The sequence below is a fragment of the Methanofastidiosum sp. genome, from assembly GCA_020854815.1.
GTDB lineage: Archaea > Methanobacteriota_B > Thermococci > Methanofastidiosales > Methanofastidiosaceae > Methanofastidiosum.
The window spans coordinates 1-16,413 of record JAHKLW010000021.1; the positions used below are offsets into that span (position 1 = coordinate 1).

Sequence of the window (16,413 nt, forward strand, 5' to 3'; positions counted from 1 at the left end):
CAGACTTATCTACCCCTGTATTATTAGTAACAGTAACCTTTATCTTTTTACTCGGAGCTATCCTGTCACTTACAATATTGACCCCCTGCAGGGTTCCCAATATCCAGGCGTTCTCCGGAAACAGTATCTTAGGCATTATTATCAGCCTCCTTATCTTTCTCCACAAGTTTACGAGCTTTCTCCTGGCGCTGCCGATGAGTCAATTTCTTAGGCACATAGATCGCCGAAGGCCACATCCAGTCAATATCCGCTTCGTGGGAAACCAGAACACAGCAGCCAAATTCCGTGGCCAGTGCCTGGAGCTTCCTGCCTTCTAATGTAAGGTCTATGTCGCACATCCGGACCTTGTGGTCTATGTAAAGGTTCGTCCAGAGGAACCGGATATTCGCATTGAAAATAACTAGATGCTTCGGGTATCTCTCGCTGTAACCGCTCTTGGAAAAACTTATCATACGACTCTCGAAGATTCCCAGTTCTTTCAATCTCGCCTGAAGTTGCTCAACATACTCATTCATTCGCATCTGCTCCCGTATAGAATATTAGGTAAGTAAACACACAGTCGGCTGTTCCGGTGGACTCGGAGATGTGCACCCCGTCCTCGTTTAGCAGCACCCTCGGCTTTGCACTGTGGGTGGAAGCCCCTATCAGGGTGACGGCACAGGCAACTGGTTTATTGCATTGAATGACTATTGAATCGCCGGCGCCCACACTCGTGTTCCCGAAGAACATCTTGAGGCCGTTTATGGCCCTCACCGCCGGGGCAATGTCCGGTATGTTCGACCTCTTGACAAACAGCTGGTCGTATTCGTCCCTTGTATAGTAGATGTCGTCGTGGTTATGGTTCTTCAATGCGAAGTCTCTCCAGGTCTTGCCGCCAATTCTAAGAGAGGCCAGGGCAGGTTCTCCTATTCGTAAATACTTGAAGTTACCGAGTTCGTCGTAGTGTTCGTGGTCTATGTCTGCAAAGTAATCGGGACCGTACTCGGTCAGGCCATCGAAGAAGGCCCTGGCGGCATAGGCCGACTCTCCTATGCGCAAGTACTGCGGGTGCTCGTGGCCCACTCTCGCAAAACTGTCTTTCGTGTATTGGACGCTGTCGAGGTCTATCAGGGTGTCGGCGTTATTGACCGTTTCATCCTCAAAATAGTATTCGTCGTCGTGGTGGTGGTCGGCGGCCGCAAAGTCGTTGGCCGTGTAGTATCTTACCGGCCGGTCCTCATCATCCAGCTCCACCAGTCTCTCCACGTCTTCAACCGGTGTGTCGCGTCTAACAAACTCGGGGTGCTCGTGGACTTCCGGTGCAAACTCTGTCTCCGGTAAGCCTTGAAGCAGGAGGGTCTTAACGGCCCTCGCCGGAATCTTGTTGCTTTCACCAACAAGCACCGCCTGCAGGTCCTCGACGGAAACCTCGAGGATCCTCGCAAGCGCTTCCAGAACCTGAGGATCGCCTGCCTGTTTTTCCAGAGTTATCAGGGTCTCTTCATCGAGGGGGGTGTCGTCACTTAACAGCAGTTCTTCCTCTATAAGGTCCTCAAACTCGGTTTTAAGAATACGCAGGATTTCCGTTCCCGCCTTCACCTCGTAAACTCCTTTTATAGCGTCAAGCGCTTCATCGGTATAAGGACCTGTAAGCACTATGCTATCCCAGGTAGAGCCTACAAGGCTCTCAAGGCTGTAAGTCGTTATTGTTTCATTAAAAGGCTCAAGGGCCTTCGCATCCCCTACGATAGGGGCCGTTCCAACTCTAAAAATACTTTCACCCATCATTAGCTCCATAACATCTTTAACTAAAGGTCTGGCAGCTTCACTGGTAGTTAGTGCTGTGGTCAGGATATTGAGTAAGTAAGGGTGCAGTAAAGAGGTCGTCACTTCACCGTTCATACTGTATTCGTTTGGCGCATATTTCATTCTCAGTAACCTTAGGAATATCGAGAAATAAGGATCCGGAAGCATATCGCCACGTTCAATAAGAATGCCGGTTTTATTAACCGGAGCCCAATCCCAGGCGTTTATAGGAAGTTCGCCAGGAATCATACCTCCTATGAACCTGGATAGGGCAGTTAGGTAGTGGCCCACTACGTTAAGGGGCATACCCGTGCTTGCGTGACACAGCGCCCAGAGGAGTGCGGCTACGTGAACACTGGCTATTTCAGGGTACAGACAGCCATAATCGTGGCTTAATTTAGTGGCAAAACTTATTATTCCCTGGCCCGGTTCCGTTTCGGCCAATATGGTTCCGTGAGTACGCCAGTTAACGGCAGTTGTGCCCAGTGCGTTTCCCGACAGAATGCCGGTAGCAGTCCCGGAGCTGGCAAAAGTATTTATTGCAGAGGTCAACTGAGTTTTTAATGCTCCTCTGGAAGCCCTCGGGAGTCCGGAGGCCGTGACCAGTGCCGTCAGCTCATCAGACAACCAGGAAGCGTAGGAGAAACTGGTACTGCCCGTACCTGTTTTGGCAACGCTTCCTAAAGCACTTGTACATACGTGGGAATTAACCAGCCAGGTTAGCCCGGGACCGTATAAACCCTCAAAAGATCGGGAGATCCAGTATTCAAAAAGGGGTAGTATCTTTCTCAAATCCGTTTTATCTTCTTCCGGAAGGCTGCCTACGGACAGATCGAGGTTCATACCGGCCCATATATCAAATCTTGACGGTAAATTAGACCAGACAAGAGAGGATAGGCTGCCGACAGAAGTTATATCTGGGAGAAAAGAGCGCTCTACTATACCGTCGGTTCCCCTCATAAGCCCTGTGCTCTGGTAAGCCTTTATCATATGAATGATATTAGAATCGAGAAAGACCCCCATTTCCTGCATATCCAGGTATGCGAGGCCCCCCAGTTTTCTAAAGAGGTTTGTAAATTTCTTATAGGCTTCTCCGGCGTAGATGTCATCCCCTGCGAGAAAGCCGATAAGGTTCTGCTGTTCCATAAAAGCCAACCTCCTTTAGTAAGCCCTTAGGACGGACGTCAACGGCATTCCGTAGGTTACCTCGTCCCCGGGAGACACTATGATTGAACCTCTGTAATCCTCTTCCACAAAAACCTTTATTGTCTCGTCGGTTGCTCCCTTAGTTATGGTTACAGCAGAATCAACATCGATAACAGTACCTGACAGGGGTGCGTAAGGTAGACCTAGAGCGATATTCATTGCCGCTTCAAGCGAGGAGAAGGTAAAGGCATTCCGGGCAAAGAACAGGTAATCATACAGTCTCCTGTAAAACTCTTCTCTAGTAAAACCTCCTGAGGTGCCTAATAGCGGTGTTGCCCAAAACTTTGTGTGGATCTCGTTATATATGTCTGTATGAAGCTTTGACATATAGTGCTTCAAGAAGCTGTTCCCAAAAGAACAACCCCAGAGAATAACGTCTGCCGTAGGGTCAAGTTCACCTTTTGCAAACCTTACATATTGATCGGTAGCGTTAAAAGAGGTACCCCCGGGGGCTATGGTGGCTGTGCCTACGGTTATAGACTCGAAGCCTACTATGTCCGGAACACCCAGGTAAATGTATGTTACATCCCACCAGACTTTGTCCGGAAAGGTTAAGAATACTTTGGGAATCCGGATAACAGGGGGTGAGGCTAAAGGATCTACCTCTTTAAGGGAGGTTGCTATGTCTAATGCTTTTATGGAGGCAAGATGGGTTAATCTGTCCCTGTATTCCTTCAAGAAATTTTGAAATTCTTGGGGTGCTTCCGATAGATAAAGGCTCATATTTACCCCTCAATATAGTTGATAGATATGAGATCCGGTGCCGTGTAGAACCGGTATAGATCGGTAAAAGGCACACCTAATGCTGCGAAACTGTGGGGTGTGGCCGCCGTTGTGTTTTCCAGTACATAGCTCTTGAAAGTGGGTGTTCGCAGGGTTAGCCTTGTCGAGTAGGATTGGAGCTGCCCACCCCTCTCGGTTATGTTGCTCAAGACCCTTCCTAAATCGAAGGAAGCCTCTCCGTTTATCTGGTTTACCAGCTGATTCTTGTCTATCTCTATTTCACTGCTGCCAAGAACTAGAGATATCTCAACGCTAATTGGCATATATGGCTTTAACAGCGCGTCTATGCCCACAAGGTCTTCGGTCATAGCCTTGAACGATTCCTCGGCGTCCGTCCAGTTATTAACGTACAACGCCTCTATGTTGACCGAAGTACCTTCAGTAAAGGTGGCGGGATTAAATACTACCAGCAGCTTGTTACCGGCCGTAAAGGTCCCACCCCTGTCTCCCGAGATAATTACGTAGTCCGTGTTCTCCTCCAGGGGTACCCCGCCGACAGACAGAGCCAGTATATTGAGTATCGCTCCGGGAAACACGCTCCTTAAGTCTATGACAGGTAAACCTAAGGTAAGGTCGTAACGTTTATCTTCAGAGTCCATATAGTCTTCTAAGAAGGTTCCCGGTCCCGGGTAATCTACCGCTCTCACAGTCCCGTTTACTAGAACTACCCCGTAATCGAGATACATAGTCCGTGGTATGAGGGTAAGACTCTTCTCAGTCTCGGTAAGACCGTGGATGTTCTCGGTTGTTTCACCATAGACAACGTTGCTGGTTCGAACATAAAGGTCTACCATTCCGCCCAAGTGGGAGTAGGTTGGGTCCTCTGAATTCCCGAAGGCTACGATATCTCTGAACATCCTGTTGTCCTTGCCAACAAGCTGATAATCGTTTGCACCGCTCAAAGTTTGAGCAGCCGTTATCAGTATGTTTCTCCCCGGGCTGACCCTGCCAGTTATGTAATTTCTGATTCTGCTGAAATAGCTCCAGTTGTCTTCAACCCCGGTCCCGTCAGAGGTCAGATAAACTTCTGCCGCCTGAACCATAGTGTTGCCTAACGCTACCGATGTCCCATAGGCAAGCCTTTCAGCTCTTGCGGAGACAGCTTTATACGTTAAATATACCGTTCTCGATTCGGGAACTATTCCGTTTGTGGGCACAGTCCTGTAGGTCCCCGTTCCCGCCGTGAAACGAATCTCGGGATAGGCTATTCTCGTGCCCGGGGTGGTTGTGCCTGCAAGAGTAACTTTCAGAACGCCCCAGGAAGGCTGCGAGGGAAGTCTCGAAATTCCGTGAAGCATTCCATAAAAATCCAGAGTTGCTGTAGGCAGCTTCATTATGTACTCTTTGGAAACGTCTCCCCTCAGCAAGTTTCTGAAGTCCTCAAGCTCTTTTTTGACGGAGTCGTGGTAGGACTTGAACAACACTTCTATGGGAGCTATTAGATAAGAGTATGTTGGAGAATCGGGGCCACTCGGCAGTTCCGGAAAATGTTTGCTGAGAAGCCCTCTAAATACCGCTGATGGGTTAGAATCCAGCATATCGAACATAATGAAACCTCCTACACCTGTAAGGTCCCGGTTGTGGCTACACCGGTTCTTGTTTTTACATCCAGTACTATCACTACATTCGTTTTCTGTACTTGTATTGAAGATATATTGTAGTCGCCAAGCGATTCCGAAGGGTCTCTACGAAAGACGATATCTCCATTCCTAACCTTTTCAACCGCCTCAGTAACCCAACGCTTTACATAGTTCTTTCTATCGCTCTCACTGGATCTCTGGTAGGCATCCCACGCGGAACCCGGGGCGTCGTGCTGGCCGCTGACCTTTCCAACAGTGTTGTAGAAGGAATAGGCTATTCTTTGATACAGCGCATCGACCCCGAGACAGACTATGCCGAGATCCGGATCTGGGACTCCCGTAACAGGGTTGAAAAACTGAAATTCCATAGTAGCCCTCCTATTTGAATAAGGTCAACCGGAACGTTTGTATATCCTGATCCGAGTTCAGTGTAACACCTAGAATCTGGGTAATGCAGGTGAGATAACCCAGTAGTTCATTGAACTGGTCTCCTGGCATTTTGGATTTAGCGTATTCATACAAAGCTTTCATAAGAACAGGGCCCAGCGTGGGGGTTATTTTTTCGAGTATCGTCATTCCTATTCCAGCAGCGTCCTTGAGAGCCCACCGAACAGCCTTTATTTGAGAAGAGCCCTCCTGAAAGCTGTCTGTCAACAGTCCGAAAAGGTCCACAGCCTTCATAGCTTCTTTAACTGCCTTGATAGAGGTTCTTAACTCTGCCTGTTCGTCTTCAGTGAGGAGCAACTGCTCGGCTGTAAGGCCCTTCACTTTAATGGCATTGAGAATGGTAAAAAACTGCTGCATATCTTTCATAGCTGGTTTCAGGAAATTATTCTGTAATTCCCTTATCGCCAGGGAAAGAGTACCGCTGAATATAGCAAGATCGGGGCCGACAGTATTGAAGGCCGTTTTAGCAATTCCCACTACCAGGGCACTGCTAACCTGAACAGTGTCTTTTTCACTAACAACATAGTCTCCGAGGTTATGCCTTAACTGTGCCTTGGCATAAGAAACTGCCTGTCTTGCGTTACTCAAGCTGTCCTGGAGCTGATACAGAAACAACCTTGAATTTTTGTAGAGGACAGCGCTCCCTCTCAAACCGTTTCGGGAATCCAACAGTTTTGATAAGATATCCTCTATCTGGTAATAAACCTTGTTCGATGACTGCACCTCACTGGCCAGAGTGTCGAGAAAGTCTCCTGAAGCTGCACTCTGGGCGAAGGTAAGCCACCATTCCTGTGTCTTTTCCCTTATCCATTGGAGGAAAGCCTCCGTTTCCGGGGTAGAGGGTTTAATCCCAACCATAGAGAGCAAGGTATCGAAGGCCACCAAACCGTTCTTAGTGAGTTTCTTTATAGCGGGAGACTTTTCAATTTCCTTTTCCCACCAGGACCTCTGCAGATAAACGCCAAGAGAGTTGATTGATCTGTCTAGTTCCATCCACGCCCTGCTTATGTTCAGTTTTTCCAATTCTTTTATGGTGGAGTCCTCTGTCTGCATAAGTGCTTCTTTTAAGGCCTTCTCTGCGGTCTCCAGCGAAGTAATAGCCGGACCCGTAGGTTTACCCTTCGAGAGTCTGTTGACCTCCTGGACGGCATTATCCAACCGATTAAGGGCTGTAGTAACTGCAATGTCGAGTGCTACGGGGTCTAAAGACTTGGAATCTTGCATAGTTATCTGGGTGGCCGTAGCTTTTTTGAAGTTGTTATAGGCTTTGCGTAAATTGTCCAGTTGCCGTCCGAAGTCATCCAGCACCTGATCTATTCCCTGGAGTTGAACGGAGGTCATCAGAGTGTCCAGAGACTTCTTTATGTAATCAAAATCCAGGGACAAGTCAAATTCTGTACCGTTTGCATAGGCCTGAACCATATCTATGCCCAACCCCAACGCCTTGCGGGCACCCTCCTCCGGTATAGATTCGAGAATGGAAGAGACAGTCGTGTCCAACAGTCCCAGCTCTCTAGCTATTATGAAAAAGCAGTGCAAAACCTCCTGGGCTTTTTCCGCTTTAGAGGAGCCTTCAAAGGCTTTTCTCTTGTCTTCAGACAGCATCAGCTTAAGTTTTTCAATGGTTACCAGATATTTGCTTATATCTGCTGGGCATTTCATATCAATCACCTGCACTTATAACGGTAAGGGAATAAGTTTCAAGGATTCCACCGAAGTTCATAGTCTTTGTGTAGGGGGACTCGGCAGCTTTAGCCGCAGTTACCGATGTAAGCTCCAGCAGAAACTGGGTGCCTTTTATATCCAACCCTAGCAGGAAGCGTCCTCCCCGGATCTCCTCCGCCAGTTTTTCCTCTGTATAGCTGCTGCCCGAATCTGCCATCTTTAAGATACTGAGCAGTTCATCGGAAGCCGTGTCTATCTCGTTTTGGGAGACTATATAGGAGCTTCTGCGGATGCTCCTTAAGAACTTCTCGAGTTTATGGGCAACAGTATCCTGGGTCTTGCTGTTTTTAGGCACTACATCCATTACCAGGACTGTCACGGAAAGGCTTACCCGGGGCGTTGTGGATTTAACAACAAGAACAGTGTTTCTCACTGATTCAGGGTCCCCATAGTTAAGCTCTGAATCTACGTCTATTGTGGCGTTGGTTGCCAACGTCTGTATTCTGGCATCGTAATTAGCCGTTGTTATGAAGTAGGGGGATTCCAAGTACTCCATAAAGGGCTTGAAAGCCTTTAACGAGGATACGTCCAGTATTTTATACAGTATGGAAGGGGCTCCGTGCTCATCTTTATACGAAGCAGGCCCCGAAGGGTCTTTCATTATCGCAAGCAGTTGTTCTTTACTAGGGCTTACATATGGTAAAAACACCGGATCACCCCTTTATATGAAGGCTTCGTGGACATAGCCGGACAGGTAAAGGTTCATACTCATTTCCTCGTAATTGATAGTGGTCTGCACCTCGGTGAACACTATGGGGAGGCTCTTACCCCCTGCCGCATAAGTGTAAACATCGAGATTGAGCCTCAACTTAACTTTGTCGTAGATGGTAGGATCAGCCAGTATCAAGGCCATAGCCATTACCTTTAAGGGGCTCACCTTTTGGCTTCCGGGAACTGTACAGTTTAAGGTTAACCTTGCGGGCCCAGGGGCACCCTTATTAATTGAGGCTCCTCCTATCTTCTGCAGATAAAGGGTCGGGTAGGTCTCGGAGAGGGAATAGTTCTGCAGCATCAGGTCTATGGAGGCGTCATCTACCACCAGGGAAAGGCCCGATCTCATATTTAGCACTCTGTGGAGCAGATCGCCATACTTTACCCGGGTAGATTCTTTTCTGGGTTCTTTGAACACTGGGATTCTTGTATAGGAAGGGGTGCTGTCAAGCCCAGGGAGGACGGAACCCAGTATGATATCAGTACTGCTGTCTATGGGTGTGACCGTTTCGTCTCCTATCGCCTGGGGTCTTTCCTCTGGAATTACGCTCCCGAACGGGGGAAGGATAGGAATAGGAGAAGTTGCTATGTTGGCCAGGTAAGGCCTTGTAGTGGATACATCGAGGTCCTTGGAGACCTCCAGGGCAGTCTCCAGTACGTCTTTCTGCCAGGGTTCAATATCCGGGGACCTAACCACGCTTTTAACATAATTCTCTACGGTGTTCAGGTACACTTCCCTTTTATCCGCAACCCTGTTTAACGCCTCTTCAACGGCTTCATTGTCACCAGAATACACGGCGTTGAGAACTTCCTCTACCTCGAAGCTCTTGGAAGCTATAGCCTGACGGGTATCTTCAAAAATAGTTGCGGCCACGTCTGTTATTGTCACTCCTGATTCATCACTGACACTCCCCAGGTACAAGGAAACAAGATGACCTATGGTTTTGTCCGGGGTGGTGAGCTGAGCAGCAGCATAACCTTTTTCAACCAGTTTATTGATGAGAGTCTTAGCGACCAGCCCCAGCTCTTCCTCCTGCAGCACGGCTTCCACACTTCGGGTGTTGTAAATAGTTACACTCCCCTCAACGACCCCCTGTCCCACATAGGGGTCGAGATCAGCCCAGTTGTAGCTGTCGAGAACATTCGAAAGATCCCTGCCTATCAGCCTGTAGATAACCCTGTTATTTGGCTTGTCTGCCATCAAGAGCGAAAGGCTGTATTTGTAGACAACAGGGGTGCTGAGCACGGTGGTTATACCTATATGGTAGGAGGTGGCCTCTTCCACCAGTTCCTCGGTTGAGGCTATGGAGGAGTCCACGACAGTGTCGTTTACTTCCAGCGGATCTCTTGTTATGTTGTCTAAAGCTGTCTTCAGCTCGGCGTTTATCCACGCTTTAATGGTGTTGTAATCCTCTCTGAAAGCGCTTAGATTGTCGTATATATACTGCCCTTTTTCCATAATTAACTCGAGGTGTTCCTTACCCGCAGGTAAAGCCGTTATCTCACCACGAACCAGCTGGGCAAGAACCTGAATATCTTCGGAAGTGATAGTTCTGTTGTCCAGGATCCTTCTAATAATCGTCATCAGATTGTTGAAAGCCAAGCCGTAGGTTATATTTGGTGGCACGTCGTAAGTTCCAAACTCTACCACATCAGGAGAAATTCTGGTCTTAAGCTTGTCATAAGGGGGTGTTATAACCTCTCTGGGAACCACACTGTCATACATAACACTTTCAATAAGAATCCCTATCTGCGCATCGATTTCAACCCGCAGACTGGTAAGCGTGTTGACTATAACCCACCAGAGATTAAGCAGGTCTATGTCTAACCCCTGATAGGTAGTGATTTCTTTTACTAGCTCTTCCGCTATTGTTTTAGTTTCACCCACAGAGTGTTCAGTGGCGTCTTCGATAGCTTTTACCAGCTCATCACGAACCTCACTGGCCCTGTCGTTTATGGCATCGGCTATGGGTGAGACGTCTAACCCGGCCTCGGACCTGACCACTTCCTCCACTATTCTTATCAAGCTGTCCAGTTCCGAGCTGTTATCAGGTACCTGTTTAAGCTCCTCGGTGAGTTTTTCTGCAAGTTCCACCGCTAGCGTGGCTTTTTCCTCAGGCAACAGGGTGTCGACATACTCTTTATATGACTCGATGTCTAGCGCAGAAGACTTAGGGTCGTATATGATAGCTACACTGCGCCCCCTGTGGGTGACCATAAGGGTGTCATTTTCATACACCAGATCGAATATAGGATCCATACCTATTATGTTGAATATCTCGGGGGATACGTCTTTACCATTGAAGTTTTCTATCAGCTCGGCCAGTTTTTCTCTTTTCTTTCTGCCCCATTCTTCTATCAGTTTTCGGGTTTCTTCCTCAATCTCTGGTTCCGGGTCTATCAACTCTATTGGCTGAGAGGTAGGGGTTTTGTCCTCCGTAACTTCGTCCGGTATTGTGGGCACCTCCACATCTCCTAGACCATAGGACAGCCTGAAGGAGAATACCCGCTGGTACGCTTTGGTTTGGACCGGCAGTTCTGAAGTGATAAACCAGCGAAACTCCTGATTTAGGGAAGGCAAGGCCGCTGTTATAGCCGCTTTTAACCCAGCAGCTAGCGGAGTTGTGGGGGTGTTGTTGTATAACGTTCTGGCCGTACAGTAAATGGCGACCTTTTCAGGTAGATTGGTCACATCCAGGGTCCCATAGGAATGGTGCAGTCGGGCATCGTAGTAAGCCACGCTGTTTTCCAGTCCGGCATATAAACCTCCTGTAGGAGCCTCTTTCGTCAGGATATGAGTATAAACAGTCCTTAGGGTTGTGTAGCCCCCGGGAAAACTGAAGGAGTTGCCATCGAATTCAAGAAGCAGGTGGAACATATCCACATTGTCTGTATAATATTTTATGTTACCGGCTAGACGGGAGTTTGTAAGGTTTTTCTCAGGTGCGTCCCAGGAGAGCAGGGACAGCAGATCCTCCTTGAACAGCATAGTAAAAGCAAACCTTCTCCAGTAGCCTTCCATATCATTGTCAAAATCAAGCAGCTGCGTCGGAGTAAAACCTTCGCCTAAAGTCTTGGCTGTTTGTAAAACCTTATCCAGAAGATTGGGTGATATTAGTGGAAAACCCTCGGGGTCACAGGCGAAGGGAACGGAAGTAGAGGTTAACGCCGAGCCCTGGGAGATAAAGGGGGCCTGTGTATCGATAGAAAAAGAGCCCTGTCCCCTAAACAACTCTGAGGCAAAATAGCGGCAAACCCCCGAGGAGGGGTTTAGAGGCACCTCCGGGTAATAAATTCCGGCGTTTTCCGCAAGTTCCAGTACAGTAAGCTCTATTACAGTGCTCAGAACTCTTTTAAGGGAATCTTCCAGGGCAGCCATTCCAAAAGCGGATTCCGGAGAATAGGAACCTCCTTTTGTGTTAGTGTAATTTAAATAGACGGCATATGCGAGGTTTTGGGTATCCACCTCTTTGAAATGCTGTTCTATAGTCATTTGTCACCGTCCCTATCCGGGTAATTAGACGCCTACAGAATCGAGGTATTCCTGTAACAGCTGGGCGATCTTGGCTTTTGTTGTAGATACCCAGGCGGGGGATTTCCCCAGTTGTGCCGCGATGGCCCCCGTGCCCATTTCTTCCGGTTGCAGGCCTGTTGCGTATTCCATAACTTTTATTTCCTCGGGTCTCAGCTTGGACTTTGCATACTCAAAGGCATTGTGTATTTCTATATCGTCGCCCATTATCTTTCTATCCCACGCATCGCTTCCTAAAATCAATGGAGACTTTATCTCTTTCAACAGGGTGGTTACCTTGTCCATTGGCCAACCCAGTTCATCGGCCAGTTCGGGAACCGAAGGTTCTCTGTCGTATCTAAGTTCAAAGTCAGCCTGGGCCTTCTTCAGGGTACTGAGTTCCAATCTATGGTTTTCCGGAAGCCTTATGGCATTCTGATTGTTATTGACATATCTGTACAGCTTCTGGAGATAAACAGTAGCGTAGTTTTTCAACGTTCCTTTAGAGGGGTCATAGGTTTCCAGTGCCTCAAGCACCAGCCTCTGAGCCTCTGCTTTCATAACCGGTAGGGGCAGTCCTGAGTTGTAATATTTGCCTACTGCCATATTTATCTGAGGCTGGAGGCTGTTGAGGAGATACTGTAATTCTTGTTTGCTGCGTGTCTTTTTCCAGCGTTCCCAGCTCTCTACCAGTCTATCGTTCATATATAGCCTCCTATTCCGCTTTCATAGTAAGTTTTGTAGCAAGAATCCCATACTCACCCAGTAGCAAGTCCAGCAGAGGGGCATAATCCCCCTGTCCTTTAAGCTGTTCAAGGGTCTGCAGTGCTGCAGTTGCACGATCCGCTATATTCTTCTGAGTTATTTGGCCCCTTTCACTCTTCTGTAGCAGGGTTATAAGGGTAGCCGCTACTTCATCCGCCACTGTCGAGTGCGGTAAGTCCTCCAGGTTTTGCGGTAGTATTATTTCCTTGTATTTGTCTATCGAAGCCAACGGTCTGTATCTTAAACGTCTAGTAAGGGCTTTGGCAGTCGCTTCCGGCTGTCTTCCTATGTATTCCAGCAGTTGTATTAGTATGTTTCTGCGGCCTGAAAAGTCATCTATATTGCTGCGGGTTTCCTGTGTCCAGAAAGGAGACGTATAATTATCCAACCCCAAGGGGGTAACTGTACCAAAGCTGTCGTGGTAAATCTTATCAATCATATCGTCCTGCAGGTGTCCCCCCATACCGTCACAAATCTCAAAAGCGTCGGTAGTCTTTACGGGCAGCAGCTTAACCCCTGTCATCGTATATGTAGTTGTGAAAGCTCCCGAACGGGTGTCCAACTGGTGGGTAACTGCCCTAACTTCACCCCGGTAAGGCAACCCAGAAACCATAACTATTCCCGGAGCTCCCACTATTGCATAAGGATTGAAGTCGGCTATTATCTTTGAGTACTGCTGGGAAACTCTTGCTTCCTGCAGTGTTATTCTGCTCTTGTGCACCAGACCAAAGGGATCTGCAGAGTTATAGAAGTTCGCGTCGCCGCCCGCAATATCCTTAGCAACCATTGAATTTACGGGAAACGAAGTTTCGTAAGCCCTTATACCTGTGAGTTCTTCTAAGGCCGAAAGTTCCAGTCTCTTAGAAGACTCTCCGGGAGAGGGTGTATTCACATCCTTGGTGCTTGCCTGTTTGGCAAACACCACAGGCCACGCCATACCTGAGGGATCCAGAGCGGCTGTCATATATCCCAACAGTCTTGTCGGGGTATCAAATTTAGGGTACATCTCAAATGCTTGTATATCGTGAGGGAATATAACGTTACTTAACGGTGCCTGTGTGGTGTATGTTGTGGGTAATAACAGATACTGCGTTAGAAAAGATACCCCGTTAAGCTCATTCTCCTTAAACCCGAATTGTGGGTACATACTGAAGCCCGCAGTTCCCGCAATGGAGTTGATAAGCGATCCCAAGGTCACGGGGCCTCCTCCGAGGTTTTGGCTGATGGCCATCTCTGTGTGCTTGGGCCGCAGCCCATACTCCAGTATCCACTGGCCGGCAGAAGGCATTACCCCAAAGCGTTGCAGTACCTTATGCCTGTTTTCTAAGGCCTTCCCAGAAGAGGTTACATTGACAAAATGTTTTACCAACGCAAACAGCATCGAGGAATCATTTACCCGGGTAGTACTTACCCCGCCAAACTCTCTGCTCTGAGCTGCGCTGTCAAGGAGAGTGAATAGGGAGGGCTGCTGTTCTATATCATTCAGATTGTTGGGGACCTCCTGCCCGTAGAGCTCAAATTCAGGACCGAGATTTGCCGGTCTCAGTGCCCCTGCTGTCAAGAACAGTATAGAGAAACGTGACTGAGTCTCTAGCGCCCAGTTCAAGGGAACCTGTGTTTCTATACTTACGTAAAGGGAGGGGCTCATCCTGAATGGAGTACTTATGAGGTAAGAGTCTACTGCAGCCTTCCATTCACCGTCTATTTCATCTTTGAACTGCAACACAAACCTTGTGCCCGGGGGCAGCAACATAAGCTCAGGCCGGGGGCTGAAGGTATAAGTAACAGAAGCACTGTTAAGTTCCAGTCTTACCGTAGCCTGCTCGAAGGGGAGGGTAAGCGCTTCTGGGGCCTCTGTATGTGTTTTGTGAAATATCTGTACTCTAAACAGCATCTACGCACCTCCTGAGAAGAGTATAAGAGGATTGTAAAAACGCTGCCGGAGAGTATAAGAGCAAAAGCTCTGGTGGATCCCAGAGCTTTAAGATTACTTAATTCGTTTTACGGATTTGGCCTGCAACCCCTTAGGGGTGTCTACAAGGTCGAAACTGACTCTTTCGTTTTCTTCCAATACCTTGAAACCAGACATATCTATTTGGGAGTAATGCACGAAAGCATCTTGACCGTCGTCTGTTGTCACAAAGCCAAATCCTTTTGTACCGTTAAACCACTTTACTGTTCCAGTCATACACTAAAACCTCCTGTTTTCGTCTGAGTTGTTTCTGAGGTTTTATCCCTCAGACTTACCTAAAATGATGATATATTTGCCTCTTAAACTCCCTGTTGTATCTCCAGGTTCCTAGCGCTTAGTCTGTTAAGGACCCGGAGGCTGTCTTCGTGGGTTGTGGGTGTATTTAAATGAATAGTGTTCTCTTTTAGCGCAGCTAACATAAGCAGACTGGTTCCTGTAGGGTACCACTGTTTAAGCTGTATGAATTCCCAACTCCTAACTATCTCTCTTCCGGTTCTTATTTCGTTCTCAAACACAGAAAACATTGCCCTCAACTCCTGGACGGAATCACAGACACCGCCTGCAACAATCAGAGGAAAGACCAGATCCTGAGTCTGATAGACCTTAAGACCGCTGGCTAGTTGAGTGTCTTCCAGTGGAACATAGAGAACGTGGACTCTGTCCGGGTCTTCTAAATGCGAAACTAAATGAGCAGTGAACAGGGGTTCAGGATCCTTATTCAGTACAGAAAAGGACTGCTCGTCTGTAATAGATATGGAGGCTCTAGGATACTGTTCCTGAATATACGGATACACTTCGTCTCTTGTCAAGGTTTTGCATATACATCTGAAACTTACATAGGTCACAACTTTATGCCGCATCAAAGCCTCCTTGCTGTATCTTCGAAAAACGCCTCCATTTCTGTGAGCGTATCTAGCGCTATCGGGGTTATAGACCCGACGAGTTCTTTGGGGTTATGCGCCGAAAACACTACTTCTGTCATCTTCAGTCCAAAATCCTGAAGCATACGTTTATAAGCGGTTAGAAAGTACTCACAAAACTTTTCGTCAAGATCATAGAGTTCCATAGCGGCTTTAGTCGCATTGTAGTGGTCAAGTATCTCTGTAGTAAGCATTGCCTTCACCCTATACTTACCCACTTCCGGCCCCTTATAGGCTCCCAACAGTTTGTAGATAAGTACAATCAGGTTATCGAGAGTAACGGTCATTACAGTGTACTCGGGGCCTCCGTTGAATCTTTGAATGATCCGCTGATGACGAATTGTCATTAGGGAATCCAGCAACCTCAGGTTATAAAACACCGATCTTCGGGAAAAGCGGAGCCACCAGACCACATAGGCTAAAAATATGCTAACAACTATCAAACCTCCTATTACCAACGCAAAGGTGCTCATCTCAGGTACCAGGTTACCTGTCTGCATCAGTGCCACCTGCCTTTACTTTTTTTGATTCTGTCACGGCTTCCGTTTCCTTCTTCAACACTTCAGACAAGGCTTTATCCTGCTTCGACAACATAAAGGAGGTCAACACCTTGATGACCTTCAAAATGCCCCCCACGTAATTACCCCGGGTAGACAGGGCCTCCAGGTCAACTGTAAGGTGGTTTATTATGGTCAGGAACAGTGTGGTAAAAAGTACATAACACACTATATTCAATGTAGGTTCCCCAGCACCCTGTGGCAAAAAGACCATAGCTGCCCTAACAGCCAGTAAAAGGACAAGTTCAGAAACCAGTAGTTTTAGTGCATCCTTAACGGCGAGGGCTCTTAAATGGCCTTTAACCGGGTTAACTTCCCCAAGAGGTGTAGGGGTACGAACAACCGCATATATCACATTAACGACACCTACCAGGAATAGAAAAAGCAACCTGTCTGTTCCCCAGAGGCCGTCAAATAGGAGAACTCCTACATCAGCTAGGCACATACTTAG

General features: G+C 47.7%; 14 protein-coding genes. All 14 read right to left on the reverse strand.

The genetic code is table 11. The annotated features are described in order from the left end of the window. Positions 1-128: 128 nt before the first annotated feature. A complete protein-coding gene (locus KO464_02180) occupies positions 129-515 on the reverse strand; it encodes a hypothetical protein (GenBank protein ID MCC7572180.1) in 387 nt (128 codons plus the stop codon). After that, complete coding sequence (locus KO464_02185) at positions 508-2,931, reverse strand: hypothetical protein (GenBank protein ID MCC7572181.1); 2,424 nt, start codon at positions 2,929-2,931, stop codon at positions 508-510. Before KO464_02185 ends, KO464_02180 begins: the two co-directional genes overlap by 8 nt. A 15-nt stretch (positions 2,932-2,946) precedes the next feature. After that, positions 2,947-3,714, reverse strand: coding sequence for a hypothetical protein (locus KO464_02190; protein ID MCC7572182.1), 768 nt, complete (start codon positions 3,712-3,714; stop codon positions 2,947-2,949). Positions 3,715-3,716: 2 nt separating this feature from the next. Then, positions 3,717-5,321 carry a baseplate J/gp47 family protein gene (locus KO464_02195; protein MCC7572183.1) on the reverse strand — a complete coding sequence of 535 codons (1,605 nt, stop codon included), beginning with the start codon at positions 5,319-5,321 and terminating at the stop codon, positions 3,717-3,719. 11 nt (positions 5,322-5,332) lie between these two features. After that, positions 5,333-5,722, reverse strand: a complete 390-nt coding sequence (locus tag KO464_02200; protein ID MCC7572184.1) for a hypothetical protein — start codon at positions 5,720-5,722, stop codon at positions 5,333-5,335. Between the two features lie 10 nt (positions 5,723-5,732). Continuing rightward, positions 5,733-7,463, reverse strand: coding sequence for a hypothetical protein (locus tag KO464_02205; protein ID MCC7572185.1), 1,731 nt, complete (start codon positions 7,461-7,463; stop codon positions 5,733-5,735). A gap of 1 nt (position 7,464) precedes the next feature. After that, entirely contained in the window at positions 7,465-8,175 is a 711-nt protein-coding gene (locus KO464_02210; GenBank protein MCC7572186.1) for a hypothetical protein, read from the reverse strand. A 12-nt stretch (positions 8,176-8,187) separates the two neighbouring features. After that, positions 8,188-11,730, reverse strand: a complete 3,543-nt coding sequence (locus tag KO464_02215; GenBank protein MCC7572187.1) for a hypothetical protein — start codon at positions 11,728-11,730, stop codon at positions 8,188-8,190. Positions 11,731-11,754: 24 nt separating this feature from the next. Then, positions 11,755-12,453, reverse strand: coding sequence for a hypothetical protein (locus tag KO464_02220; protein MCC7572188.1), 699 nt, complete (start codon positions 12,451-12,453; stop codon positions 11,755-11,757). A gap of 10 nt (positions 12,454-12,463) precedes the next feature. Continuing rightward, positions 12,464-14,407 carry a hypothetical protein gene (locus tag KO464_02225; GenBank protein MCC7572189.1) on the reverse strand — a complete coding sequence of 648 codons (1,944 nt, stop codon included), beginning with the start codon at positions 14,405-14,407 and terminating at the stop codon, positions 12,464-12,466. 93 nt (positions 14,408-14,500) lie between these two features. Beyond that, complete coding sequence (locus KO464_02230; protein ID MCC7572190.1) at positions 14,501-14,701, reverse strand: cold-shock protein; 201 nt, start codon at positions 14,699-14,701, stop codon at positions 14,501-14,503. A gap of 83 nt (positions 14,702-14,784) precedes the next feature. Beyond that, positions 14,785-15,294, reverse strand: a complete 510-nt coding sequence (locus KO464_02235) for a hypothetical protein (GenBank protein MCC7572191.1) — start codon at positions 15,292-15,294, stop codon at positions 14,785-14,787. A 50-nt stretch (positions 15,295-15,344) separates the two neighbouring features. After that, the gene (locus KO464_02240) at positions 15,345-15,905 is read right to left on the reverse strand and encodes a hypothetical protein (protein ID MCC7572192.1); all 561 of its coding nucleotides are present in this window, start codon (positions 15,903-15,905) and stop codon (positions 15,345-15,347) included. Then, positions 15,892-16,407 carry a hypothetical protein gene (locus KO464_02245; GenBank protein ID MCC7572193.1) on the reverse strand — a complete coding sequence of 172 codons (516 nt, stop codon included), beginning with the start codon at positions 16,405-16,407 and terminating at the stop codon, positions 15,892-15,894. Before KO464_02245 ends, KO464_02240 begins: the two co-directional genes overlap by 14 nt. Positions 16,408-16,413: the final 6 nt, after the last annotated feature.